The sequence below is a fragment of the Alkalihalobacillus sp. MEB130 genome, assembly GCF_032335535.1.
In the GTDB taxonomy this organism is placed as follows: domain Bacteria; phylum Bacillota; class Bacilli; order Bacillales; family Bacillaceae_D; genus Halalkalibacter.
The window spans coordinates 208,290-234,447 of the sequence record NZ_JAOANA010000002.1; the positions used below are offsets into that span (position 1 = coordinate 208,290).

At 37.2% G+C, this 26,158-nt stretch carries 28 protein-coding genes; 8 read left to right on the top strand and 20 right to left on the bottom strand.

Annotation, left to right across the window (positions count from 1 at the left end):
* The first annotated feature begins 245 nt into the window (after positions 1-245).
* A complete protein-coding gene (locus tag N0O92_RS02855; protein ID WP_315613093.1) occupies positions 246-596 on the top strand; it encodes a YugN family protein in 351 nt (116 codons plus the stop codon).
* 41 nt (positions 597-637) lie between these two features.
* On the opposite strand, the gene N0O92_RS02860 is transcribed toward N0O92_RS02855, so the two are convergent.
* The gene (locus N0O92_RS02860; RefSeq protein ID WP_315613094.1) at positions 638-1,093 is read right to left on the bottom strand and encodes a TcaA NTF2-like domain-containing protein; all 456 of its coding nucleotides are present in this window, start codon (positions 1,091-1,093) and stop codon (positions 638-640) included.
* Between the two features lie 168 nt (positions 1,094-1,261).
* Between N0O92_RS02860 and ytvI the strand changes: the two genes are divergently transcribed.
* The gene (gene ytvI, locus N0O92_RS02865; protein ID WP_315613095.1) at positions 1,262-2,320 is read left to right on the top strand and encodes a sporulation integral membrane protein YtvI; all 1,059 of its coding nucleotides are present in this window, start codon (positions 1,262-1,264) and stop codon (positions 2,318-2,320) included.
* Between the two features lie 38 nt (positions 2,321-2,358).
* Here ytvI and N0O92_RS02870 read toward each other — a convergent pair whose 3' ends face one another.
* The 6 genes from N0O92_RS02870 to cyoE form a co-directional block, all read right to left on the bottom strand.
* Positions 2,359-2,919: a DUF420 domain-containing protein gene (locus tag N0O92_RS02870; protein ID WP_315613096.1), complete on the bottom strand. Its 561-nt coding sequence runs from the start codon at positions 2,917-2,919 to the stop codon at positions 2,359-2,361.
* Positions 2,920-3,102: 183 nt separating this feature from the next.
* Complete coding sequence (locus tag N0O92_RS02875) at positions 3,103-3,447, bottom strand: cytochrome C oxidase subunit IV family protein (protein ID WP_315613097.1); 345 nt, start codon at positions 3,445-3,447, stop codon at positions 3,103-3,105.
* Positions 3,448-3,460: 13 nt separating this feature from the next.
* The gene (locus tag N0O92_RS02880; RefSeq protein ID WP_315613098.1) at positions 3,461-4,075 is read right to left on the bottom strand and encodes a cytochrome (ubi)quinol oxidase subunit III; all 615 of its coding nucleotides are present in this window, start codon (positions 4,073-4,075) and stop codon (positions 3,461-3,463) included.
* Positions 4,076-4,078: 3 nt separating this feature from the next.
* A complete protein-coding gene (gene ctaD, locus N0O92_RS02885) occupies positions 4,079-5,947 on the bottom strand; it encodes a cytochrome c oxidase subunit I (protein ID WP_315613099.1) in 1,869 nt (622 codons plus the stop codon).
* Between the two features lie 27 nt (positions 5,948-5,974).
* A complete protein-coding gene (gene coxB / locus N0O92_RS02890; protein ID WP_315613100.1) occupies positions 5,975-7,003 on the bottom strand; it encodes a cytochrome c oxidase subunit II in 1,029 nt (342 codons plus the stop codon).
* Between the two features lie 111 nt (positions 7,004-7,114).
* On the bottom strand, positions 7,115-8,050 hold the full coding sequence (gene cyoE, locus N0O92_RS02895) for a heme o synthase (protein WP_315613101.1): 936 nt from the start codon (positions 8,048-8,050) through the stop codon (positions 7,115-7,117).
* A 297-nt stretch (positions 8,051-8,347) separates the two neighbouring features.
* On the opposite strand from cyoE, the gene N0O92_RS02900 reads away from it, so the two are divergent.
* Entirely contained in the window at positions 8,348-9,244 is an 897-nt protein-coding gene (locus N0O92_RS02900) for a COX15/CtaA family protein (protein WP_315613102.1), read from the top strand.
* Positions 9,245-9,407: 163 nt separating this feature from the next.
* On the opposite strand, the gene pyc is transcribed toward N0O92_RS02900, so the two are convergent.
* The 3 genes from pyc to glsA form a co-directional block, all read right to left on the bottom strand.
* Positions 9,408-12,854: a pyruvate carboxylase gene (pyc, locus tag N0O92_RS02905; RefSeq protein WP_315613103.1), complete on the bottom strand. Its 3,447-nt coding sequence runs from the start codon at positions 12,852-12,854 to the stop codon at positions 9,408-9,410.
* Between the two features lie 228 nt (positions 12,855-13,082).
* Entirely contained in the window at positions 13,083-13,364 is a 282-nt protein-coding gene (locus N0O92_RS02910; protein WP_315613104.1) for an Fpa/YlaN family protein, read from the bottom strand.
* Between the two features lie 99 nt (positions 13,365-13,463).
* Positions 13,464-14,393 carry a glutaminase A gene (gene glsA, locus N0O92_RS02915; protein ID WP_396334465.1) on the bottom strand — a complete coding sequence of 310 codons (930 nt, stop codon included), beginning with the start codon at positions 14,391-14,393 and terminating at the stop codon, positions 13,464-13,466.
* A 189-nt stretch (positions 14,394-14,582) separates the two neighbouring features.
* Here glsA and N0O92_RS02920 point away from each other — a divergent pair, with 189 nt between their 5' ends.
* Positions 14,583-15,095 (top strand): peptidyl-prolyl cis-trans isomerase, encoded by a 513-nt coding sequence (locus N0O92_RS02920; RefSeq protein WP_315613106.1) that lies wholly within the window; start codon positions 14,583-14,585, stop codon positions 15,093-15,095.
* A 70-nt stretch (positions 15,096-15,165) separates the two neighbouring features.
* Here N0O92_RS02920 and N0O92_RS02925 read toward each other — a convergent pair whose 3' ends face one another.
* Both N0O92_RS02925 and N0O92_RS02930 read right to left on the bottom strand, forming a co-directional pair.
* Positions 15,166-16,497: a PhoH family protein gene (locus N0O92_RS02925; protein WP_315613107.1), complete on the bottom strand. Its 1,332-nt coding sequence runs from the start codon at positions 16,495-16,497 to the stop codon at positions 15,166-15,168.
* A gap of 225 nt (positions 16,498-16,722) precedes the next feature.
* A complete protein-coding gene (locus N0O92_RS02930) occupies positions 16,723-17,178 on the bottom strand; it encodes a pyridoxamine 5'-phosphate oxidase family protein (protein ID WP_315613108.1) in 456 nt (151 codons plus the stop codon).
* 189 nt (positions 17,179-17,367) lie between these two features.
* On the opposite strand from N0O92_RS02930, the gene N0O92_RS02935 reads away from it, so the two are divergent.
* Positions 17,368-17,571 (top strand): YlaI family protein, encoded by a 204-nt coding sequence (locus tag N0O92_RS02935; RefSeq protein WP_315613109.1) that lies wholly within the window; start codon positions 17,368-17,370, stop codon positions 17,569-17,571.
* Between the two features lie 21 nt (positions 17,572-17,592).
* Here N0O92_RS02935 and N0O92_RS02940 read toward each other — a convergent pair whose 3' ends face one another.
* Both N0O92_RS02940 and typA read right to left on the bottom strand, forming a co-directional pair.
* On the bottom strand, positions 17,593-17,919 hold the full coding sequence (locus N0O92_RS02940; RefSeq protein WP_315613110.1) for a YlaH-like family protein: 327 nt from the start codon (positions 17,917-17,919) through the stop codon (positions 17,593-17,595).
* Between the two features lie 23 nt (positions 17,920-17,942).
* On the bottom strand, positions 17,943-19,778 hold the full coding sequence (gene typA, locus N0O92_RS02945) for a translational GTPase TypA (RefSeq protein WP_315613111.1): 1,836 nt from the start codon (positions 19,776-19,778) through the stop codon (positions 17,943-17,945).
* A gap of 264 nt (positions 19,779-20,042) precedes the next feature.
* Between typA and N0O92_RS02950 the strand changes: the two genes are divergently transcribed.
* The gene (locus tag N0O92_RS02950) at positions 20,043-20,231 is read left to right on the top strand and encodes a DUF5325 family protein (RefSeq protein WP_315613112.1); all 189 of its coding nucleotides are present in this window, start codon (positions 20,043-20,045) and stop codon (positions 20,229-20,231) included.
* A gap of 78 nt (positions 20,232-20,309) precedes the next feature.
* Here N0O92_RS02950 and N0O92_RS02955 read toward each other — a convergent pair whose 3' ends face one another.
* From N0O92_RS02955 to N0O92_RS02965, 3 genes are all read right to left on the bottom strand, one after another.
* Positions 20,310-21,212 (bottom strand): NAD(P)-dependent oxidoreductase, encoded by a 903-nt coding sequence (locus tag N0O92_RS02955; RefSeq protein WP_315613113.1) that lies wholly within the window; start codon positions 21,210-21,212, stop codon positions 20,310-20,312.
* A 2-nt stretch (positions 21,213-21,214) separates the two neighbouring features.
* Positions 21,215-22,015: an inositol monophosphatase family protein gene (locus N0O92_RS02960; RefSeq protein ID WP_315613114.1), complete on the bottom strand. Its 801-nt coding sequence runs from the start codon at positions 22,013-22,015 to the stop codon at positions 21,215-21,217.
* 200 nt (positions 22,016-22,215) lie between these two features.
* Positions 22,216-22,404, bottom strand: coding sequence for a hypothetical protein (locus N0O92_RS02965; protein WP_250095239.1), 189 nt, complete (start codon positions 22,402-22,404; stop codon positions 22,216-22,218).
* A 253-nt stretch (positions 22,405-22,657) separates the two neighbouring features.
* On the opposite strand from N0O92_RS02965, the gene N0O92_RS02970 reads away from it, so the two are divergent.
* On the top strand, positions 22,658-23,287 hold the full coding sequence (locus N0O92_RS02970) for a YktB family protein (RefSeq protein ID WP_315613115.1): 630 nt from the start codon (positions 22,658-22,660) through the stop codon (positions 23,285-23,287).
* Positions 23,288-23,359: 72 nt separating this feature from the next.
* Here the strand turns inward: N0O92_RS02970 and N0O92_RS02975 are convergent, their stop codons facing one another.
* Positions 23,360-23,635 carry a UPF0223 family protein gene (locus N0O92_RS02975; RefSeq protein WP_315613116.1) on the bottom strand — a complete coding sequence of 92 codons (276 nt, stop codon included), beginning with the start codon at positions 23,633-23,635 and terminating at the stop codon, positions 23,360-23,362.
* Positions 23,636-23,819: 184 nt separating this feature from the next.
* Between N0O92_RS02975 and N0O92_RS02980 the strand changes: the two genes are divergently transcribed.
* On the top strand, positions 23,820-25,295 hold the full coding sequence (locus N0O92_RS02980; RefSeq protein WP_315613117.1) for an aminotransferase class I/II-fold pyridoxal phosphate-dependent enzyme: 1,476 nt from the start codon (positions 23,820-23,822) through the stop codon (positions 25,293-25,295).
* Between the two features lie 46 nt (positions 25,296-25,341).
* Here the strand turns inward: N0O92_RS02980 and N0O92_RS02985 are convergent, their stop codons facing one another.
* On the bottom strand, positions 25,342-25,467 hold the full coding sequence (locus N0O92_RS02985; protein ID WP_315613118.1) for a GapA-binding peptide SR1P: 126 nt from the start codon (positions 25,465-25,467) through the stop codon (positions 25,342-25,344).
* Between the two features lie 222 nt (positions 25,468-25,689).
* Positions 25,690-26,136 (bottom strand): hypothetical protein, encoded by a 447-nt coding sequence (locus N0O92_RS02990; RefSeq protein ID WP_315613119.1) that lies wholly within the window; start codon positions 26,134-26,136, stop codon positions 25,690-25,692.
* Between the last annotated feature and the right edge of the window lie 22 nt (positions 26,137-26,158).

Sequence of the window (26,158 nt, forward strand, 5' to 3'; positions counted from 1 at the left end):
TAAGCTATAAAACTTTCACCTATTATGATCGCCACTCACCCACTGTTTTTCCTTACTAAAGAATTCGTAATGAGCCTTGTCGTATCCTTTCACTAACTATGTAAGGTTGTGTCGCTTCGAACTATAAAACTGTCGAAGTAATATTATCCATAAAACATTCACCATTAATTCGTTGCAACTGAAGTGTTTTCATACTATCATAAGTAGAGTACATATTTAGTGAATGAATTGGAGGCGGATTCGTAGTGAAATTTGAACATATTGAACTTGCAGATAAAGAATTGAAATTTGAAGCACTTCGTTACGCTGCAGAATCAATTGGCTTTATTCATGCTGGTCAATGGGATTATCAACGTGTAACATTTGATTACAAAATTGTAAACCAAGGAGATATCTATTATCTTCGTGTCCCTGCTTATGCAATTAAAGGAGATATTCCTAAGGATGATACAATTGTTAAGCTTATGACACCAATGTTAGGAAAGCACTATTATCCTCATGGCGTTGAATATGAAGGAGAAACTTTCCCACAACCTATTATTGAAAAGTGTAATAAAAAACTCGAGCTTCTATTAAAAAATCTCGATACAAACTAAGAAAGAATATAAGACAACAAGGCCTGGGCCTTGTTGTCTTATTATTTACTCTCTTTGATTGTAACGATCCTTAAGGAACCATCTCCTCCTCGAACGAGTTCAAATCGTAAAGATCTTGATAACTCCTTTTCGTCCCCATGCTCATAAAGTGTGACAACTTCATTAACATCAGCATGAAGTTCGCCTATTTCATCTTCATAGACAGCAATGACTTCAAAATCGTTTAATTCTTTTGTCGTGCGTTCTCCATGTAAATCACTAGTATAACGTCTTAACGAATGATAGAAGCTATTATTTGTAATTAAATACGGCTCAAGGTTGTTGAAATCCCCTGTATTTACCGCCTCGATCATATTTTCTTTATAGGAAAATAAAAAATCTGCAACTTCTTCAAACTGTTCTCCTTCTACTATGGTTAATTGTTCGGGCTCGGAGCTTCCGCAAGCTGTTAGGAAGGATAACAACAGTAAGAAACAGAAAAAACATAACTTTTGCATATAAACTCTCCTAGTTCCTCTATTTTTCATCCTGCATGATTATACCATACAGCAGAGAGGAATCCGAACTGTTAAAATTGACGACTTTAGGAAATTAAGTCATTAACCTGTTCATCTGTTTATCTTCGTACTATAATAAAGATAGCATTATGAGAGAGGAGTCTCACATTGGCAGCACTAATGACAAAGAGAACTATAATTATTATCGTAACAATACTCGCTGTATTACTTGTAGGTTACTTTATTTTACCAGTATCCATCCCCATTATTTCGGCATTTGTAACTGCACTTATTTTAACACCTGCCGTAAGTGCATTACATAAGCGAGCAAAATTAAAAAGAAACATCGCCGTTATGATTGTTTTTACGTTATTTGTTTTTTTTATTGGGTTTGCTGGGTACTATATAACAACCCAAGCTGTTACTCAAGGTACACAAATAGTCGAAAATCTGCCGCAATACGTTAATGATATCAACCGTGCGTGGCTTAATTTCCAACGGAATCTAGAAGAGGAATATGAGAATCTTCCTCCTGATCTTGTCCATGAAATTAATCTTCAAGTCACTCATACATTAAATTCGTTCCGAACAACCATTGGAGAAAGAAATTTAATTAATGATGTTGCATCGGTTATTACTAGTATTCCAGGCTATCTTGTTACATTTATCGTCTATTTAATTGCCCTATTCCTGTTTATGCTTGAATTGCCATCATTAAAAGATAAGGCATTTACGTATTTATCGGATCGAACAAAAGACAAAGTTAATTTTATGACTTCTAGATTAACCTATGTCATTTGGGGCTTTTTCAAAGCACAATTCCTAGTAAGTATCATCATCTTTATTGTCTCTTTAATAGGATTATTATTAATTGTACCTGAGTACGCATTGCTCATGGCTTTTATTATTTGGTTAATTGACTTTATCCCATTAATTGGGTCCATAGCCATTTTGGCACCTTGGGCTATTTTTCAATTCATAGCTGGAAATGCGAATATCGGTACACAGTTGTTGATTTTAGCTGCAGTATTGCTGATTATCCGCCGTACAGTCGAGCCAAAAGTAATGGGACAGCAAATAGGCCTTTCCCCATTAGCAACCCTTATTGCCATGTATCTAGGCCTTATGTTATTTGGCGTTATGGGCTTTGTAATCGGACCTCTACTTGTCATAGCATTTACATCAGCTAAAGAAGCGGGGATTATCAAATTAAATATAAAAATATAATAAAAAGAACTTAGCCAGTGGCTAAGTTCTTTTTCTATTTAATAATATGGTGAAATCATAATATAAACAATAACACCTGTTAAACTAACGTATAACCATAGAGGCATTGTCCATCTAGCAATTTTACGATGACGCTCATTCTCCATATTCCAAGCGCGGGCAACTGATGTTAAAGCAAGTGGTACAATGACTGCAGCTAAAATAATATGTGTAATTAAAATAAAGTAATAAATTCCTGCCATTACTCCTGTTCCTCCATAAGGAGTAGAAGCCGATAAGAAATGATGGGCTACGTACGTAACTAAAAAGAATGTTGTTGTAATAAAAGCCGCATAAATAAAACGACGATGGACCGTAACATTCCCCTTCAAGATAGCAATCAATGCTGCTAATAAAAATAGAAATGTAAAACTATTAAAAATAGCGTTCATGAGTGGAAGAATTTTAACATCAAACGCATTAAAGTTATCAACACCAGGCAATCCAGCTAATAGGGCAACTAAACCATTAATTAAAATGGTAATAATAATAATTGCGGGTTTATAATTACGCTTACGATGAGTTTGTCCTAAAACTCCTTGATTGTGTTGTTCGTTCATTTCATCACGCCTTTTTTAAATTTTCATACGTGTTTATTATACATCAAATCGTTATCCTAAAAACAAAAATCCTCTTTACAAAATCATGAACAAAACAATCTCACATTAAGAATTATTTTAGTAAGATTTCGTTAAACATGAAGAAGGTGACTCTCTCAGAGAGTCACCTTCCTACTATCTTATTTAGTACTTTGTAATTCCAAGCAATAACATTAATGCTGCAATCGTTGGAACCGTTACAAAAATACCTGAAATCATAAATGCTATTGCCCATCCGTGATCCTTATCTTTCAAGTGCATAAAGAATATCAACTGAAGTGCAAGTTGTACCAATGCTAAAAGCAAGATAAACGGAATCGCGAAAGAACGCGGAATAATATCTGCTCCAACAGCTAAAAACGACATAATCGTTAAGAAAATCATTAACGCAAAAACAATAATCTGCTTACGAATTTCTTTACTTGTCTGACGTTTCTCTTCATCTGTCATAGCACTTTTTTCAAATGGTGTACTTAAGTTATCTGCCATGTATTAGCCCCCCTTATACTACTCCCATAAGATAGACAACTGTGAAGATAAATACCCACACAACGTCAATGAAGTGCCAGTATAAACTAGCTAAATAAAACTTAGGAGCATTCGTTAATGTGATACCCGTTTTATTGTAGCGAATAAGTAGGACGATAATCCAGCATAAACCGAAAGCAACGTGAGCACCGTGCAAACCAACAAGTGAGAAGAATGATGATGCAAACGCACTTGTTGTAAAGCCTAAACCGTGATGCACGTACTCATAGAACTCGTAAATTTCGAATCCTAAGAAAGCTAGACCTAGTAAAACCGTAATCCACATCCAAATTTTAAAAGTACCAAATTTGTTTTTCTTCATTGCAAACATTGCAAGAACACTAGTTAAACTACTCGTTAAAAGTAGCATAGTCATTATAAAAACAAGTGGAAGGTGGAACATTTCTTGTGATGTAGGACCATCAGCAACACCATTACGAAGCCCTAAATAAGTTCCGAAGAACGTTGCAAAAAGAATTGTTTCTCCTCCAAGGAAGAACCAGAAACCGAGAAATTTGTTTTTACCTTCTAATGTAGCTCTCTCCGGATGAGAAGGAAGCCCTTTTGAAGTATCTACATGACCCGCCATTTCTTAGTTCCCTCCTTTCTTCAGATCCGCTTTTACTTGCTCAACAGGAACATAGTAACCATGATCCTCTTTCACCGAACGGACAAACATTGCGCCAAATGTGATCGCTAAACCACCAATAGCAACAATCCACGGATTCATAATTGGGTTTTCCATATTCATCATAATGAAACCAAAACCAGCAAAGAAAAGTCCTACAGAGATAATCAACGGTAAGATTGAACCATTTGGCATATGAATCGCTTGAACTGGTTCAGCTGGCTTCATCGTTCCATCACCATGAATTTTTTCATAGAATAATGGATCTAATGAACGAACTTGCGGTGTTTGTGCAAAGTTGTACTCTGGAACTGGAGTAGGTACTGCCCACTCAAGTGTACGAGCATCCCATGGATCAGCAACTGTAACACGCTCACCTTTAAATGCTGAGTAAATGACATTAATCACGAGTAGGATAACACCTGCTGACATGAAGAATGTACCAATTGTACTAATAAAGTTAAATGTATCTAGTCCTTGGTTGCCAAGGTAAGTATAAACACGACGAGGCATACCCATTAGACCTAATAAATGTTGTACAAAGAATGTTAAATGGAAACCAATATAGAAAACCCAGAAGAATAGTTTTCCAAGTGTTTCATTTAACATATGTCCAAACATTTTCGGGTACCAATAAAATAGACCAGCAAATAATGCTAATACGATACCACCAACGATAATGTAGTGGAAGTGAGCAACAACAAAGTACGTATCATGGTAAAGATAATCAACTGGAGCCATTGCAAGCATAACCCCTGTTACCCCACCAAGAACGAATGTTGGTACGAATGAAGACGCAAATAACATTGCTGTATTAAACGTAATTTTCCCGCCCCACATCGTAAAGAGCCAGTTAAAGATTTTGATACCAGTTGGAACAGCAATGGTCATTGTTGCAATCGCAAAAATGGAGTTTGCAACTGGTCCCATTCCTACTGTAAACATATGGTGAGCCCAAACCATGAATCCTAAGAAAGCAATAATCATGGTTGCAAATACCATGGCTGTATAACCAAATAGACGCTTTCTTGAGAACGCTGGGATAACCTCTGAAATAATACCAAAAGCAGGTAATACCAGAATATATACCTCAGGGTGACCGAAGATCCAGAAAATATGTTGCCATAAAACAACATTACCACCCATATTTGGAATAAAGAACTGTGCATCGAAAATACGATCTAACATTAATAGTGCAAGACCAGCAGCAAGTGGTGTAAATGCAAATAAAATTAATGTAGAAGAAATGAATGATGACCAAACAAATAATGGAAGACGCATCATTGTCATTCCTGGTGCACGCATGTTAATGATTGTTACTAAGAAGTTAATAGCTGAAACAAGTGTACCAATACCTGATACCTGTAAACCTAATACATAGAAATCAAGCCCTACACCTGCATAATCACGACTTGATAAAGGTACGTATGCTGTCCAACCAGCGTCCGGACCTCCACCAAAGAACCAACTCATACTTAATAATAAACCACCTGAAAGGAAAATCCAAAAACCAAGTGCGTTTACAAATGGGAATGCCACGTCACGTGCCCCAATTTGTAAAGGTATGACATAGTTCATAAATGCAAATAATAATGGTGTGGCAGCTAAGAATAGCATAATCGTACCATGCATCGTAATGAACTCATTAAATGTTTGACCACTTAAGAAATTCATCTCTGGATACATGAGCTGGATACGCATGAAGAGCGCCATCACACCAGCTTTTACAAAGAAAAGCGTCCCTGCAATCAAATACATGATTCCAAGCTTTTTATGGTCAACCGTTGTTAACCAATCCCAAATAACGCTTTTTTCCTGTTTTTGAGCAGCCAAAGGGTTTACCTCCTTTTAAATCAATTTTTAATTGTTTTGTACGTCAAGAGAACGAAGGTATGCAATAAGCGCTTCCATATCTTGATCGCTCATATCTGGAAATGCTGGCATGTTATTACCTTGTTTTAGTGCCTCTGGATCACGGATCCAAGCTTCAAGGTTAACATCGTTATTTTCTAAATAACCCGCAATTACTTCACGATTAGCAAAATCTGATAAAGCAGGACCTGTAGCAGAACCCATACCACCTACTGCGTGACAGCCGATACAGCTAGCTTCGAAAACATCGCGACCTTGTTGCGCTAATGCTTCAGTTGGCTCCTCTACTTCTGCTTGCATTCCTGCAACCCAAGCATCATACTCATCACGCTCAAGTGCAATTAATTTAAAGTCCATTAATGCATGTGAAGGACCACAAAGCTCAGCACATTTACCTTTGAAAACGCCAGGCTCATCTGCTTCTAACCACATGTGGTTCGTAATACCAGGAACGGTATCAAGTTTACCACCTAAAGCTGGTACCCAGAAAGAATGAAGGACGTCTTGTGCATGTAATTCGAAGATAACTTTCTCTCCTACTGGAATGTACACTTCTTGACCAGCAGTAAATCCTTCATCTTCATAATCAAATTGCCACCAGAATTGGTGTCCTGTTACTTTAATATAGACTGTATCGTCGCCGATCTCTGGATCAGGCTCTACATCAGCTAACATAAATTGTCCAGTAATTGTTGGAACAGCTAAAATTGTTAACAAGATAATTGGGATAACAGTCCAAGTAATTTCTAATGCCGTATTACCATGTACTTGCTTTGGAATCTCATCGTCTCCAGGAGCGCGACGGTACTTAGCAAGAATAATGAAAAAGATTGCAAATACGACAATTGTCACTAAGGCCATGATGTACAACGATAATAACATGTTGTCAAATAACCATTGTGATTGTGGTCCCTTTGGATCAAGGGCAGTTAAGTTCGTCTCTCCCAAACACCCCGTTAAAACAAACACGAGCAATGAAAGAGGTAGAAAACGCCATGCAGTTTTCCAAAGTTTCATCTGACAATCCAACCTCACTTTCGTTCGTAGTTATCACTACTTTTAAGATATATATCTATAGTCATTATTCATAATAATATCTTCAAATAAGTAATAGAGATATCTGCATTATTAAATATGAACAATAACCATAAGAACAAAGAGAATAGTTAAATAATTAAGCGAGTAAACAAACATAAGTCGTGCCCACTTAATATCATCTTTCATTTTAAAACCAGCAAATCCTAAAACAATCCACCCTATTCCAAGCAGCGCTGCAACAACTGTATATACAATGCCAAAAGGATAAAGCATCAAGGAAACTGGTAATAAAGCAATAACATAGACAACCATTTGGCGCTTTGTCACTTCAAATCCAGCAACAACCGGTAACATTGGAATCCCAGCAGCCCGGTACTCTTCTACGCGTTTCATTGCAAGTGCAAGAAAGTGCGGTGGTTGCCAAAAGAACATAATAAAGAATAAAATCCAAGCGAACGTGTGTAAGCTTCCGTCAATGGCTGCCCACCCAATTAATGGAGGAACTGCTCCGGAAAAGCTCCCTACAATCGTATTTAACGTCGTCGTACGCTTTGTCCACATTGTATATAGAACAACATATATAAATAGCCCTATTAATCCAATAACAGCGGCTGTCGCTGTTGTTAAAGCTAAGAAAGCTAAACCAATAGCTGCTTGGAGCAATCCAACTAGCAAAACATGATTAGCTGAAAAACGCCCAGTGACCGTTGGACGATCCTTTGTTCGTTCCATAATATGATCAATATCACGATCAATGTAATTATTTAATGTACAGCCTCCTGCCATCACAAGTGCTGCACCAATTAGCGCAAAAAACATAGTCGCTAAATGTGATCCTAATCCTATTCCCGTATAAACAGCCGCTAAATAAATGCCGGCAAATGTAGTAATCAGATTCGATGTTACAATTCCCTGTTTTGCAAGAACAAGATAGTCCTTCCATGACTTATGCTGACTAACAGCAACTGATGAATCTGGACTAGCAATAACCTTAGATGAGTCCAACACAGTATTAGTCTTATTCATCAATCTTCACCCCCTTTGTAGAGTCAACCAATTCGAGCACTCTTGTAGAAAAGAAAAAAGCTAACCGAATCTCACTGGATGTGCTACATGTCACATTATATCTTAAAATCTATTTAGTTTCATTAAAATCATGAGGTTCACATTATCTTCACATTTACAGATGTCCATAAAATATTCACTCTAGTAAAATTGACAATTTTCGTTTTTGTTTTTAAGATCAATGAGAAAGCCACTTAGTTTACCCTTGCTAACTCTAGCATATTTCTTAACAATTTTATAGAAGGAAAGGTGAATTGAATGCATAAAAGATTAAAAATCTATGGCATTCTGTCCTCTATTGGCCTATTAATCGTTCTCCTTCAAGGTGCTCTCGTTACAAAAACGGGTTCCGGCGAAGGGTGCGGTGCTACTTGGCCTTTATGTTTTGGAGAGGTGATTCCAGTTAACCCTGCTATTGAAACAATTATTGAATATAGTCATCGAATTGTTTCTGGTTTAGTAGGTGTCATGATTATTATACTAGCAATTTGGTCATGGAAGCAGTTAAAACATGTAAGAGAAACAAAATTCATGTCAATTGCTGCTGTATTATTAATTATTTTCCAGGGGCTTCTAGGTGCTGGCGCCGTAGTCTTTGGTCAATCAAAAGCGATTTTAGCCTTGCATTTTGGTATTTCAGCTATGTCACTAGCTTCTGTTGTTCTCTTGACGATCTTAGCCTTTGAAGATGGAAAACCACGGCAAATTGCTCCAAGAGTAACAAGTGCCTACAAACGCTTTTTCTTTTTTGTTATTACGTACTGTTACGCTGTTATTTACACTGGGGCTTATGTAAAACATACTGATTCAGCTCTAGCATGTGCTGGATTTCCTTTATGTAACGGAATGATTTTCCCTGGCTTATCTGGACCAATCGGAGTTCAATTTTTGCACAGAGTAGCTGGGATTACCTTAGCTGTTCTATTGCTTATTTTAATGCTCTGGACAATAAGTAGTTTCCGCAATGAAATAGTACTCGTCTGGACAAGCGTAATTGCATTTATTCTCATTATTCTCCAAATGTTCACAGGAATTTCGGTTGTGTTCACACAAAATGAGATTTTATCTGTTGGACTTTTACACGCACTCATCATATCCGTGTTATTTTCAAATTTAACTTATATGGCCATGATATTGCTTCGTAAATCAAACTAATAAAACGGAAAAAATGACAGCCCATCGCTGTCATTTTTTCATTCATGCCCAAAACAAGATGTTTTATACCTTTTATAGCAACTGTTTCTTTTCTTGACGATCACTCTTTAAAAATTAACAGCTGATTTATACGATAGTAAACTCGTATAAATCAGCTGTTTTTTTACATTAATTCAATTAATAAATCACCAGTTAAAATTGGATCTCCATCTGTAACAAAAATATCTTTCACAACCCCATCAAATTGAGCTTGAACGGTCGTTTCCATCTTCATCGCTTCTGTGATCATTAGATGATCACCTTTTTTCACTTTGTCTCCTTTAGAAACTAGCGTCTTTACAACCGTACCCGGCATGGAAGCCCCAATTTGATTTGGATTATCTCTATCAACTTTTGGCCGAGCAATTGTTGTCGTTTGGACATTCAAATCTTTAATTAATACTTCACGAGGCTGTCCATTCAATTCAAAATAGACAATTCGTGTTCCATCTTCATTTGGCTTTGAAATTGAAACAAGTTTCACAATTAATGTTTTCCCTTTTTCAATTTCGACTTCAATTTCTTCTCCTAAACGTAAGCCATAGAAGAAAGTTGGTGTATCCAAACAAGAGATATCACCAAATTGTTGACGGAACTGTTCAAATTCCATAAAAACCTTTGGATAGATTGCATAAGACAATATGTCATGACTCGTCACTTGACGATTTAACTTTGTAAAAAGCATTTCTTTTATCTCATTGAAGTTAACTGGTTCCATTGATTCCCCTGGTCTTCCTTCAATTGGCTTTCTTCCCTTTAAAATAATTTCTTGAAGCTTCTTCGGGAATCCTTGATATGGTTGACCTAATTGACCTTGAAACAGTTCGACAACGGAATCAGGAAAGTCTAGCTTTTCACCTTGCTCATACACATCTTCTTCTGTCAAATTATTTTGAACCATGTACAACGCCATGTCCCCTACTACTTTTGAAGAAGGTGTTACTTTCACCACATCTCCAAACATGTCATTGACGGTTCTGTACATTTTTTTCACTTCGTTCCAACGTGCACCGAGCCCTACAGCTTTAGCTTGCTGTTGAAGGTTACTATATTGTCCACCAGGCATTTCATGCTCATACACTTCAGTATGCGGGGCATTCATTCCACTTTCAAAACCTGCATAATACTTACGCGTGTGATCCCAGAATTCTGCTAATTGTTCTAGAGACTGAACGTTTACATTCGGCTGACGTTCAGACCCGCTAAGTGCATAATACAAACTATTCGCACTCGGTTGAGAAGTTAATCCCGCCATGGAACTAACGGCAACATCAACAATATCGACTCCTGCTTCAATAGCCCGTGCATAAGTAAACAAACCATTGCCACTCGTATCATGTGTGTGCAAATGAATCGGAATATCAATGGAACTCTTTAATTCAGTAATAAGCTGATACGCAGCTTCTGGCTTAAGCAATCCTGCCATGTCTTTAATACCAAGAATATGTGCACCTGATTGTTCTAATTCTTTTGCTAATTGCTTATAATACGCAAGGTCATATTTAGATCTTGAGGAATCTAAAATGTCACCTGTATAACACATAGATGCTTCAGCAATTTTTCCGCTATTTCGAACGGATTCAATGGCTAACGTCATTCCTTTTACCCAGTTTAAGCTATCAAAGATTCTGAACACATCAATACCAGCAGTAGCTGATTTTTCAACAAACTCTTCAATGACATTATCCGGATAATTCGTATAACCTACAGCATTAGAAGCACGTAGCAACATTTGGAACAACACGTTAGGCGCTTGCTTTCGAAGAGTCATTAATCGTTCCCACGGATCCTCATGTAAAAACCTCATTGTTACATCAAACGTTGCCCCACCCCACATTTCAAGCGAGAATAAGTTTGGAAGCATACGAGCTGTCGGTTCGGCAATTTGCTTCAAATCATGCGTACGTACTCTAGTTGCTAGTAACGATTGATGAGCATCACGGAAGGTTGTATCTGTTAATAGAACCTCCTTCTGAGCCTTCACCCAGTCAGCAAGCCCTTCAGGTCCTCGTTCATCCAGTATTTGCTTTGTTCCATTTGGTATAGGGTCTGTGTAAGACAATTTAGGAATAGGCGCTTTATCAAATACAGGTTTCTTTGTACTTTCTAAACCAGGATACCCATTTACAATTGTTTCCCCAATAAAAGAAAGCATTTTCGTGCCTCGGTCTTTTCTTTTTGGAAACAAAAACAACTCTGGCGTCTTATCAATAAAGGATGTATTATACTCACCATTCAAAAACTGCGGATGTTGTACTACATTTTCTAAGAAAGCAATATTGGTCTTAATACCACGAATTCTAAATTCTCGCAAATTTCGAAGCATTTTTGCTGCGGCACTTTCAAAGGTTAATGCCCAAGTAGACACTTTTACTAGGAGTGAATCGTAGTAAGGAGTGATAACGGCGCCTTGAAATCCATTTCCGGCGTCTAGCCTAACTCCAAAGCCACCTCCAGAGCGATATGCATTAATTCGACCTGTATCTGGCATAAATCCATTACTAGGATCTTCTGTTGTTACACGGGATTGAATGGCATACCCACTACAAAGTATTTTCTTTTGCGATGGAATACCAAGCTTAGAACTATGTAACATCTCTCCATCAGCAATCAATAGCTGAGACTGTACAATATCGATTCCTGTAACCATCTCAGTAATCGTGTGCTCTACTTGCACACGCGGGTTTACTTCAATAAAGTAGAACTCCCCTGATTCCGTTACTAGAAATTCCACTGTTCCAGCGTTGACATAACCAACGTTTTCCATTAATTGAACGGCTGCATCACAAATCTTATTCCGAACGTCTTCACCTAAGGAAACACTAGGTGCGATTTCCACTACCTTCTGATGGCGACGCTGAACAGAACAATCCCTTTCATATAAGTGAACAATATTCCCATGTTTATCTGCTAAAATCTGAACTTCGATATGTTTTGGATTTTCAATAAATTTTTCTACATACACTTCATCATTTCCAAAAGCCGACTTCGCTTCTGATTTAGCGCGCTCATAAGACTCTTTAACATCCTGTTCACTTCGGACAATCCGCATCCCACGTCCGCCACCACCAAGAGCTGCTTTTATAATAAATGGAAAGCCATGTTGATCTGCAAATGTTTGGACATCTTCTAAACTATTAACAGGTCCATCACTACCTGGAATGACCGGAAGTTTAGCTTTAACTGCTTGCTCGCGCGCTTGAACTTTATCACCGAACATGACTAAATGTTCTAGTTCAGGACCAATAAAAATAATTCCTTCTTCCTGACAACGAGTTGCAAAGTCTATGTTCTCAGAAAGAAAGCCATACCCTGGATGGATGGCATCAACATCATGTAATTTAGCCACTTCAATAATACCTTCAATATCAAGGTAAGCCTCAATAGGTTTCTTTCCTTCCCCGACTAAATATGCCTCATCTGCTTTGTAGCGATGATAAGCTCCGGAGTCCTCTTTTGAATAAATGGCTACCGTACGAATATGTAATTCTGTACAAGCTCGAAAAATTCGAATCGCAATCTCTCCACGGTTTGCAACTAATACTTTTTTAATGTTCGTAAGTCCGTTCATCTTTAACCCTCTTTCGCTCCTATTGTCTGTCCCCATTACACATTTGTTTTTCTATTCTGTTTAGTAAATATCAGTAATCCGTTGTGACTACTGATTTCAAGCTTTATTCTAGTATAGATAAAAGAATGAACTTTTTGCAATCATTTTTTAATTTGCCACATTCCGTTTATTCCTTATCCAAGAGCAAAAAAAAAAATAAAAATCAAGCTATATGAAATAGCTTGATTTTTATTTTTTAACAGATGCCTCATGTAAGTCATCTAGTTTCCTTTGTAATTCTCCTAAAATCTGTTTGCCATTCTCTTCTTCGACTAAGCCTAGCCTAACAGCAAAATCAATTTCTCTTGACAGTCCAAACATCTGTGTATCAAGAACCTCTTCATAGAGAGGACATTGGGGCATTGTTAAATTCTCCAACTGTACTTCAATCAGTTGACGAATTTTATCCGCATCTGATTTCAGAAGGGCAAATGCTTTATCTTTATCTCCAGTCACCATTTCTGCTGACATGTTGATCCCCTCCTTTATGTGAATTTTCCTTGTCTTAATAGTATCTTTTTCACAAGAAAATTGCAACGATTTTCACAGAGTAAGATCAATAGCCCACAACTAAAATATACTTAAATGGTACTTCGCTGATAGCAATTCTAAAAGTTTCATCCCAGCAATACTATTCCCTTTGTCATCCAACGCAGGGCCATAAAGACCGATTCCAACCCCACCAGGTACAGCTCCGACAATTCCTCCAGACACCCCACTTTTAGCAGGTATTCCTACACGAATGGCAAACTCACCTGATGCATTATACATCCCACATGTAACCATAAACGTTTTTACTAAGCGAGCAATTTCATATGGAATAATGGAATAGTTCTTATCTGGATGTTCTCCATGATGCGCTAAGGCATAACCAATCTTCGCTAAATCTTCACAATTTACTTCAATTGCACATTGTTTCGTATAGAAATCTAATAAAACATCGACATCTCCGGAGATGACTCCGTGCTGCTTCATAAAATAGGCAAGTGAACGGTTCAAATCAGCCGTCTTAAATTCTGATGTTGCCACTTCTTGATTAAAGTTAATTTGTTTGTTTCCACTTAACTCTCTAACAAAATGTAATAAGCGTTCTAATTTTTCTTCATTCGTATCTCCTTTAATAAGAGAACTCACCGCTAAAGCACCTGCGTTAATCATGGGGTTTAATGGTTTTGACGGAACATGAGATTCTAATTTAGCAATAGAGTTAAATGGATCACCAGTAGGCTCCATCCCCACTTTGCTAAACACAACATCTTCGCCATGATCCATTAAAGCTAGAGCTAGTGTTAAAACTTTTGAGATACTTTGTAAAGTAAATAAATGACGATGGTTGCCTTCACTAAAACATGTATCATTGCCGTCAAAGATTGCTACACCTACATCATCTGGGTTAGCTTTAGACAATGCCGGAATATAATTAGCTACTTGACCGTCTTTCGTGTATCTCTTTACTTTCTCAACCATTTCTTTTAAATCAGTACCATAATGACAAACGATTGTTACCACCTCCATAATCTGCACTCTTTATCTTTTACCAAAAGTGACAAAAACATTGAAACGCTTTATACTTTTAAGAAAGTAGTGTCGCTCTATGGCTTAGCTTACTCTAAATGTTTTGACTAGTTCAAGTGAGGAATATCTTTCACCATATCGCCAAACAAACGAATGTTTTTAGGAGGGGACAATATGCAAGAGTTTGTGTTTTTTATTAACGGAGACGTGGATCACCCGCTAACCATTGATCCGACTGTGTGGATCTTTGACGAGAGAAAGGTTGATCTTGATACATATTTTGATGAAATGAAAACAAAAGAAGATGAGGAAACCGCCTACAAAAAAGCAATTTCAGCACAATGGGATAAGGAACTAATAGAGGGGTCTGCACCACCACGTCCTAATAGCAATGGTAATGAGATAAGATATGATAAGCAAAAATTAATAAACGGCTCATTTGGTATGCCTCTTAAACCATTCATACTAAATTCTAAACCTCTTGAAGAAGTATCGAACGTAGAAATTGTTGAAGAAGATGGAACCAGCCATATCGTGAAACTCTCTGAGGTTGTAAACGGAATCGTTGGATTTTCTTATAAAGGTAAACCACTTAAAGAAGATGGACCTATTCACTTTTATTTCGGAGATGGATCGAATCGAACAAACCCAATTAAAAATGTCAGTACATTCACTCTTTCTAAATAAGGGCCCCCAAAACCACACTGCAGCGAACATCGGTCCGCTACAGTGTGGTTTCGTATGAGCAACTAGAAGCCTATAACAAGTCAGCAGCAAGTTGCGCCAAGCCTGAACGTTCTCCCTTGACTAACTTAACATGTCCACTAGCAGTTTGATCTTTAAATTTTTCTACTACGTACGTCAGACCATTATTATATTCATCTAAATATGGATGGTCAATTTGCTGTGGATCACCCATCAAAACAATTTTACTTCTTTCACCAACACGAGTTAAAATAGTTTTCACCTCATGCTTCGTTAAGTTTTGGGCCTCATCTATAATGATGAATTGATCAGGGATACTTCTTCCTCTAATATAAGTTAATGCTTCAACTTGAATCGAACCCATTCCAGCTAGAATGTGATCTAACTCCCCTGGCTTTTTCGTATCAAATAAAAATTCTAGATTATCATAAATAGGCTGCATCCAAGGTCTAAGCTTTTCTTCCTTCTCACCAGGTAAATAACCAATGTCTTTTCCAAGTGGTACAACAGGCCTTGCTACAACTAGCTTCTTGAATTTTCCCAAATCTTCTGTCTGCATTAACCCAGCCGCTAATGAAAGGAGAGTTTTCCCCGTTCCTGCTTTTCCAATCATTGTCACAAGGTTTATATCATCTCTGAGCAATAATTCAAATGCCATTCTTTGCTGAACGTTTCTTGCTCGTATTCCCCATACATGATCTGGTTCATTAATAAAAGGCTTGACTTTTTTCCCATCAGGCTCCACTTTACCAATTGCTGAGCTTGAGCTTCCTAATGCATCTTTCATAATAATAAACTGATGCGGATAAAACGGGTGCTTGGTCAATTCAGAGATCGCAATTTCTCCATTTTTATAAAACTTTTTCATTACATCGGCATCTACAAATATTTCTACATAACCGGGATAGACAGAATCAAATTCTACTACTCGATCACTTAAAAAATCTTCTGCCGGCAGTCCTAATGCGTCTGCTTTTACTCGAACTAATGCATCTTTACTTACAAGAATTACATGTCTTCCATCAATTCTCTCCTGTTCCTCAATCATTAAATTTAGCGCAACAGCGATAATTCGATTATCGTTTGTCATTTCGGCAAAAGAATCCTTTAACCTTAGAAATGAGCGGTGATTTAATTCAACTCTTAACGTACCACCTGACTCAATCGGAACACCTTCATGCAATTTCCCCATTCCTCTAAGGTTATCTATCAGTTTTGAAAATTGGCGTGCGTTACGCCCAATCTCGTCCATGTAGCGTTTTTTCGAATCGACTTCTTCTAATACAACTGCTGGTATGACTACTTCATTATCCTGAAACGAAAAAATGGAGTAAGGATCCTGTAAGAGTACGTTCGTGTCCAATACATAGATTTTTTTCAACATTCCGCCTCCTGACTAAAGAATCGTTTTCAACATCTTACTATTAAGTTATGCAAATTAAACAAGTCGGTCCGTCTAAAAACGTCCTTGTTCAACTTCCTCTTACTTTTAAATGTATGTTCAAGCTATCAAAGATAGACGAACGAATCGAAAACAAAACGTCACATTAGATAAAAAAATCCAAATAACGGACTAAAAAGTCACAATTATTTGGATAAAAACCGATTATTATTTTTTCTTTAATTTATTCATAACTTGTAAATCTAATTTAGCTGCAGCTTCTGCATCATATGTTTTTTCATAAGATGGAAACCTCGTCACTTTGGCACCATAAAACATGACATCACGCACTTCTTCTATTGTTAATTCAATTAGAGCTAATTTAATAGGGAGATTTTCGATATTTTCTTCCACTACTTTAGCTGACCCAGATATAGAATACGTCGAGTCATTTGCAATTAACGTTAAAACAACACCACTATTCTCGTTAATATTTTTCACAATTCGCGAACGAGCAGCAATTGAAAATCTTACTGTTTGAGGATCAAGAGCATACACCCATGAAATCGCATTAACATTTGGAATTTGTTTCTCATGGTCAATCGTAGCAATCGTTACAAAACATTCTTTTTGTAACAATGGCAATATTTCTTCTGTAAGTGCGTGCTCTACTCGGTTGGCCATCTCTACCCCTCCTTCATTTTCCTTTGATCTCATACTTCCATCATACCACTTTTTTGAAATGAGATAACATGCTTCCTTTAATTAGGTTAAAATTCTAGTTTCCCTGCGTAGAAATGAAAAAAACGATGAGAAGATAGCTTTTTTTGTCATTATTGCTTAGAATGGAAGTAGAATGGAGTGATTGAACCCATGCGAGTAAAATGTGTACTTTGTGACAAGATTGATAAATTAGATGATCAACTGCCGCTAGCTAAACGTTTACGTAATCGACCTATTCACACATATATGTGTGACGTTTGTAACGAACGAATTAGAGAGCGTACCGAATTTAGAAAAGCCTCAAGCTCGTTTCAGCTTACAGTTGAAACAAAAGAAGAGAGCGAATGGAACTAACCCCATTCGCTCTCTTTTGTTTTATGCTTGGTCTTTTTCTTTGCGATGTTTATGAAGCCTAAATCGATACATTCCAAGAATAACTCCGGAGATGATTAAAACAGCAATAATAGGAGCTCCAAATGCAAATTCTAAAAACCACATCACAAAACTACCGATTACTAACAAAATATAGACAACCGCCTTTTTTAATATAGGTAATTCTCGCGCAAAACCTAAATTAAACACTACGATCGTTAACGCGACTACAACAAGATAAGATAAAAATCCAAACCAAGGATTTTCTGCTGTCATTCGCATCATCCAAGTTAACACTTGTAATTCTTCTTCTGTAAACTGGTTATCCATACACTCACCAACTTTTTAAAACTTTACTTCGCTGCAAGCTTTCTACGTTTTTCTTCACGCTCACGCTCAGATTTCACAAGAATTTTCTTGCGCAGACGAATGGATTCTGGTGTAAGTTCGCAATACTCGTCTTCGTTTAAATATTCAAGCGCTTCTTCTAAACTCATAATACGAGGTTTCTTCATCGTCACTGTATTATCTTTATTAGCAGAACGAATATTTGTCTGCTGTTTCATTTTTGTAATGTTAACAGCAAGGTCATTATCGCGAGTATGCTCCCCAACGATTTGTCCTTCGTAAATTTCCGCTCCTGGTTCAACGAAAATCGTTCCTCGGTCTTCTACTTGCATGATACCGTATTGACTAGTTTTCCCTGTTTCCATAGATACAAGAACTCCTTGACGACGTCCACCAACTTGTCCCGGAGTAAGTGGTGCATAACTGTCAAACGAGTGGTTAATAATTCCATAACCTCTTGTTTGTGAAAGGAATTCTGTTGTATATCCAATTAAACCACGTGCAGGTACTAAAAACTCAAGACGAACTTGTCCACTTCCGTTATTCGTCATATTAAGCATTTCACCTTTACGCTCTCCAATTGATTCCATAACAGAACCCGTGTACTCTTCTGGAACGTCAATTTGAACTCGTTCCATTGGCTCTGACTTCACGCCATCAATTTCACGGATGATAACTTCTGGTTTAGATACTTGTAGTTCGTACCCTTCACGACGCATGTTTTCAATAAGAATCGAAAGGTGAAGTTCACCACGACCAGAAACGACCCATACATCTGGAGATTCTGTATTATCTACTCGAAGACTCACATCTGTTTCAAGTTCAGATTTTAAGCGCTCTTCAAGCTTACGACTTGTAACAAATTTCCCTTCACGACCAGCAAATGGACTATTGTTAACAAGGAATGTCATTTGAAGAGTTGGCTCATCTATACGTAAAATTGGAAGAGCTTCTTGGTGCTCAACCGGACAAACGGTTTCTCCTACGTTGATCTCTTCCATTCCAGAAACCGCAATTAAATCGCCAGCTTTTGCTTCTTGAATTTCTGTTCGCTTTAAACCTAAAAATCCAAACATCTTTGTTACACGATATTGCTTAACAGACCCATCAAGCTTCATTAAGGCAACTTGTTGACCAACTTTAATCGTTCCTCTAAAAACACGACCAATACCAATACGACCTACATAATCGTTGTAATCAAGCATCGTTACCTGGAACTGTAAAGGCTCATCGCTATTATCAATTGGAGCAGGAATTGTTTCAATAATGGTATCAAACAAAGCAGACATGTTTTCATCTTGCTTATCTGAATCCATACTTGCTGTTCCGTTTATCGCTGAAGCATAAACAACTGGAAACTCTAATTGATCCTCATTAGCACCTAGATCAATAAATAAATCAATAACTTCATCCACCACTTCTGCCGGGCGAGCAAAGTCACGGTCAATTTTATTTACAACAACAATCGGAGTAAGATTTTGCTCCAATGCTTTCTTTAAGACAAAACGAGTTTGTGGCATACAGCCTTCATAAGCATCAACAACTAGTAGAACTCCGTCTACCATTTTCATGATACGTTCTACTTCTCCACCAAAATCAGCGTGTCCAGGTGTATCCATAATGTTAATACGCTTATCGTTATAATTAATTGCTGTATTTTTAGCAAGAATAGTAATTCCGCGTTCTTTCTCAAGTGCATTGGAGTCCATCGCGCGTTCATCCACTTGCTCATTTTCACGGAAAGTACCTGATTGTTTTAATAGTTGGTCAACTAACGTTGTTTTTCCGTGGTCAACGTGAGCAATAATTGCGATGTTACGTATATCGTTACGAATTGTCATTTTTTTCTCTCCTTATTGGTTCATTAACTGTACAAGTATATCATAATTTCAAATTAAAGAAACATTAATCGACAAATACGTTGCACGACTTTCTTTATAAAATGTTTTTTTATTATTATGAACGTAAATAATTTAGATAAACAATAACATTATTACTATCTGTATCATGTTTAACGTATTTGTCACAATGTTGGGGTTTTGCTTTTTTTGAATTCGAGTTACACTTAGGATACTAAGATGTTCTTTTTGAGGGGGAACTTGCGAATGAAGAAAGAAAATATATTGTTTTTATTGCTTTCTGCCATTACTGTTATTTGCATAATGAGCATTGGAGTCGCTGTTGCTGAAAGAAGCATTCTCATTGCAGTTCTTGCAATTGCCGGAGTATTTATTGCCACAGGATTAGGATTTACGTTACGCAAAAAGGTACGAGAGTCGAGTGAAATGCAATAACATTTAATAACCATGAAAAACAGAAGCTTCATACCAAAACAGGTACCAGGATATCACTTTCTCCCGGTACCTGTTTTTTTAGTTTCCCTTTTTGATTCTTCTTTTAAGAATTGTACCTGTTTTTTCTTCTAAGGGTCGTACAATTGCACAAACGTCTTGATCTCCATATTTTTCTTTTGCTTCTGCTACTTTTTGTTCTCCTAGCTTAATTAGCTCAAGGGGCATGTTTACTTCTTCAGCTAATTGCAGAGCAAGCTTAATGTCTTTATGTAAGAGATTGATAGAAAAACGCGGGTCAAATTTCCGGTCCAGTATTGCATCAACTGACCAATCCATACTTTTTGAAAACCCTGCGCTTCTCTTGATTAAATCATAAGCAATTGCTGGGTCTACTCCTGCTTTTTCTGCCATTATGTAACACTCTGCTAACGCTGATTGATGGACACCAATTAACATGTTATTCAACAGCTTCACAACTGTCCCACTACCGGTAGGTCCAACATGAACAATATACTCTCCAAAAGCTTTCATGAATGGTAGCGCCTTCTCAAAAGTTTGTTCTAACCCACCACACATGATTGTTAATGTTCCCGCTGTCGCACCCATCGGTCCACCACTTACAGGAGCATCTAAAAATAACGCTCCCTTTTCTTGTAGCAATCGGGCAACATGTTCATTTGTTGTGCGATCGACAGTTGAATGATCAATGACGATCTTTCCATCGCTTGCACCAGCGATTAATCCATTTTCACCTTCATACACATCCATAATCGATTGTGGAACTGGCAAGCATGTCATAACAATATCCACTTTCTCCATTAATTCTTTTGGAGACGCCGCTTCTGTTGCACCATAAGCCACTGCTTTTTCAACAGGACCTCGACTTCGACCTACTACAAATGTTGTGTACCCTGCATCGATCAGATGTTTTGTCATAGGCAACCCCATTGTACCTAATCCAATAAAACCCACTTTAGTCATTCTTATAACTCCTCTCCGACATAAGATGAAACCATTTCTTTATGTAACCTAGGTTTTCCAACAATGACAGTGCTTTTTTTCAAGTAATCTAAATGTTCTCCCCTAAATGTAGACGCTTTACAACCAACTTCCTCTAACAATACAATTCCTGCAGCATAGTCCCATGGAGAAAGATTTACACTGATGTACCCATCTAGTCGATCAGCAGCAACATAGGCAATCTCGAGTGCAGCTGATCCGTAAGAACGGATACTACGAACATCTCGAACGAGTGCTCTCAATGGATTACGATACGGATTTTTTTCTTGGACTAACCATTTTGCATTAAGACCTATAATGGACTCATGTAGAGGTCGTTCTTTAACTGGAACTAATTCGTCACTATTCAAATAAGCTCCACGACCACGAATAGCATGAAATAATTCGTCGTTCATTACATCATAAACGAGACCAATCATTCCTTTTCCATCATGATAGACTGCAACAGAAATGGAAAAATTATATTTCTGATGAACAAAATTCATCGTGCCGTCAATTGGATCAATAATCCAAACCGTCCCATTCAACGAATCTAATTCTTCAGCCACTCCTTCTTCACCTAAAAAGTGATGTTCAGGAAAGGTTTCTTGTATTTTATGATAGAAAAAAGACTCTATGGCTCGATCAACCTCTGTAACTAAATCATCCGGATTAGACTTGGCTTCAATATGAATGGGATTAGAAAGTGAATCTTTGATCAAACCAGCCGCTTCATACGTCCATGCTCTTGCCGTTTTTTCAAGCTCTAACCAGTCGATTGACATCTACATGACCTCCTAAAAATGGAACTTCATTTATCCAATTTCCATTATGACATACATTTTCCAAATAGAAAAATTATGAGTCCTACCGATTTAGATGAAGACTGTTTTCGCATACATTATACTTCATAGCAACAATCTTTAGACGATAACAGCCAAATAAAAAGAGAGTGACTCATTTCACTCGAGTCACTCAAACACTCTTATACTTCTAATAAAATTAGTTCTTGCCGAAGCTGTTCTAACCTTTGCTTAGTCTGTTTTATCGTTAGCAGATCCTCATCGAGTAAAGCATCATGTAGAGTGGCTAGCTCATAATCAATTTCAAGACGTAACACCGGTATTCTCATTTCACCATCTTCACGAATAAAAGCTTGCACAACTTGTTCCATATAGCTTCACTCCCCTTTTTGTAAGTAAAAATACTAACTTGTTTATTAAAGACTAAATTTTCTGTTATTTAAATTAATTTTATTATAGCACACCTCATGCAAGTTGAAAATGCCATTTACTAAATCAATAAAAAAGAAATAAACTAGGAATATTCTTGTGTTTTTTGTACTAGGTCTAGGTTGCATATCATTCGAGATATTTTGGTAAGATGTGATAAAATACATCTATAAATGATAAAGTGAGGGCTAAATAATGACTGTAAAAGGTTTTTCTCAAGCAGATTTTGACATTTTTCACATTGACGGGCTTGAAGCACGTATGGATGCTATTCAAACAGAAATCCAACCAAAGTTTAAAGCTTTTGGGGATATTTTAACGGAAGAGCTTGCTGTTCTTCTCGGCAATGAAATGTATCTTCATATTGCTAAGCATGCTAGGAGAAAGGTTAATCCCCCAAATGATACATGGTTGGCTATTGGGCACGACAAGCGAGGATACAAGAAACATCCACATTTCCAACTCGGATTATTTGATGATCATTTATTTATTTGGTTTGCTCTTATATATGAAGCACCGAATAAACAAGCCATTGCGGAAAGTCTCATGACAAATAGTAATGTAATTATGGATTTACCCGATGATTATGTTATTTCATTAGATCATATGAAAAAAGCTGCTACTCCGTTAGCTGATAAAAATGAAAGTGACCTTATTGCAGACTTAGAGCGGTTACGTGATGTAAAAAAGGCTGAGTTTCTCGTAGGAAGACACCTTCATCCTGATCAATCAGTCGTAAAAGATGGACAAGCCCTATTGAAATATACGAAGGAAACGTACGAACAATTGCTTCCTATCTACAAACTAGCTATGGCTGCTCAATAATCATAATACAAGGGACCTGAAAAAGAGGATACACTCCTTTTTCAGGTCCCTGCCATTGTATTAAACATAACTCTACTTCTTTTTCATTTTTATCACTTCTTCTGTCCCTTCTCGAGCTTTTTTAATAACGTGATAACTAGATATCCCCAATTCCTCATCATACTGCTTAAACAATTGCTTTTCTTCGCTTTTACTAGGAACTATGTTCTTAAACGTCCGATAATTAGCTAGTAATTTCTCTCTTTCCACTCCATTTTTATAGGCTTTTTCAACCATTTCAAAAAACTGAATAACTGCTATCACTTCTTCTTTTGACCAATCTAGCGAAATCGGTAACTTTGACTCCATTATTATGCCTCCTGACAAAACGATCTTTTCTTGGAACAACCTCCTTCATTTTGGTGATTCAATGAAACATTGTCAAATTTCATTGTTCCACCGCTATATTGATTCTTTGCATTCCCCTACTTTTTTGATATACTCTAATTTGTTTTACTAGTAACTTAGTTCAAAGAAAAATGAGGTGAACCTGTTGTCACGACAACATCTTACTCCGTTGTTCACTGGTGTTCGAAAACACGCCGAAAAACAACCCATTCAATTTCATATTCCAGGACACAAACAAGGAAAGGGAATGGACCCTGAATTTAGTCAATTCATTGGGGAAAATGCTCTTTCAATTGACTTAATAAATATAGAGCCATTGGACGATCTTCATCATCCACATGGCATTATTAAAGAAGCACAAGAGTTGGCAGCTGAAGCCTTTGGAGCTGACCATACATTTTTTTCTGTTCAAGGGACAAGTGGGGCCATCATGACGATGATCATGTCTGTATGTGGACCTGGGGATAAAATTATCGTTCCTAGAAATGTTCATAAATCTATTATGTCTGCCATAATTTTTTCTGGCGCTACACCTATTTTTATTCATCCAGAAATTGATCCAGAGCTTGGAATTTCACATGGGATCACTACCGATTCCGTTGAAAAAGCGTTGAACTCTCATCCTGATGCAAAAGGACTTCTCGTTATTAACCCTACTTATTTCGGGATCTCAGGCAACCTGAGAAAGATTGTTGAAATTGCACACTCTTATGACGTTCCTGTTCTTGTGGACGAGGCACATGGAGTTCATATTCATTTTCACGATCAATTGCCTATATCAGCGATGCAAGCAGGTGCTGATATGGCCGCAACCAGTGTTCATAAACTAGGTGGTTCTATGACACAAAGTTCCATCTTAAATGTAAAAGAAGGCATAGTATCAGCTAAACGTGTACAGTCTATTATAAGCATGCTTACAACGACTTCGACTTCTTATTTACTACTTTCATCCCTCGATGTTGCTAGAAAGCAACTTGCTACTAAAGGGGAGGAATTAATAGGAAATGTCATTACTCTTGCGGAAACAACAAGAGCTCGTATTAATGATTTAGCTGGTATTACTTGTGTGGGAGAAGAAATCTTAGGTACGAAGGCAACTTTTGATATGGACCCTACGAAATTAATTATTACAGTAAAGGATTTAGGAATTAGCGGTCATGAAGCAGAAGTATGGTTACGTGAGCACTATTCAATCGAGGTTGAGATGTCCGATTTATATAACATTCTATGTATTGTTACATTAGGAGATACACAAGAGAAAATGGATATACTAGTGAATGCACTGACTCACCTATCCACCACCAAAGCAACCACTGTTAAAAATAATCAAAGTTCTTCGGTGTATGTACCAAATATTCCAACATTGGCCCTGTCGCCTCGTGACGCTTTTTATGCGGAAACTGAATTTGTCCCTTTTTCTGAATCAGCCGGAAGAATCATTGCTGAATTCGTTATGGTTTATCCGCCTGGAATTCCTATTTTAATACCTGGTGAAATCGTAACGGAGGACAATCTTTCCTATATAGAAGAAAATTTAAAAAATGGCCTGCCAGTTCAAGGTCCAGAAGACGTAACATTTCAAACATTACGTGTCATAAAAGAACATCGTGCTATTCAATAATACAAAAGAAGAAGGACTTCATGGAAGTCCTTCTTCTTTTGTATTATTATTTTTTTATTTCGGCTGGTTTACAATGTGTACATCCATTTCCCTTTGCATAAAGCTTCGTGACTTTCTCACCTTCAAAAACATCGATCGTCTTGTTACACGTTTGACAAATGATAATCCCCATTTGAGTCATCCCCTTTATGCATTTTAAGTTTTTGTAAGCGGTTTTAATTTCCTTATGAACATAATAATACATACTAATAATTGCGTCAACCCCTATATTGTATGTCACAATATTTTTTTGTCTGATGATTATGTGGTGCTTTTCCAATTGTATTGCTGAATTTAGCTGTTTATTTGCTGAGTCATCAAATAAAAAAAAGACCGATTCTACAGAATCAGCCTCTTACGAAGTATGGGGATAAGTTTCATGTTGAACCTCTATAAAACGCCCTACCTCTCTTAAAAAAATAAAATCATCTTCAGATACTTGATAGCTATCTAGAGGGAGATGCACGACTAAGATACCGAGTAAATGATGCTGTTTATAAAAGGGCATGAAGAGTTTTTGCATATCCTCTTCCACCTTAAACAGAAGGTCACCATTAATAGCTACATCACTTAATATCCCTTCTCCAAATGCCATATGCCTTTTTAAGTAGCATGGTCCAGCGCATACTTTCATAATAAATTGATGATTTGTCGCTTCATAAATAGAAATAGCGGCACCATCGCGTATAATTTTTGCTATTTTCCTTATGATCCCAACATAAAAACTTGATAAAGTTCGCGCTTCATCACGCACAAGACCAATTTCGAGACGTAACTCATCAAGAAAAAGTGACTTATCCATTAAGAAACCTCCAAAATGAAAT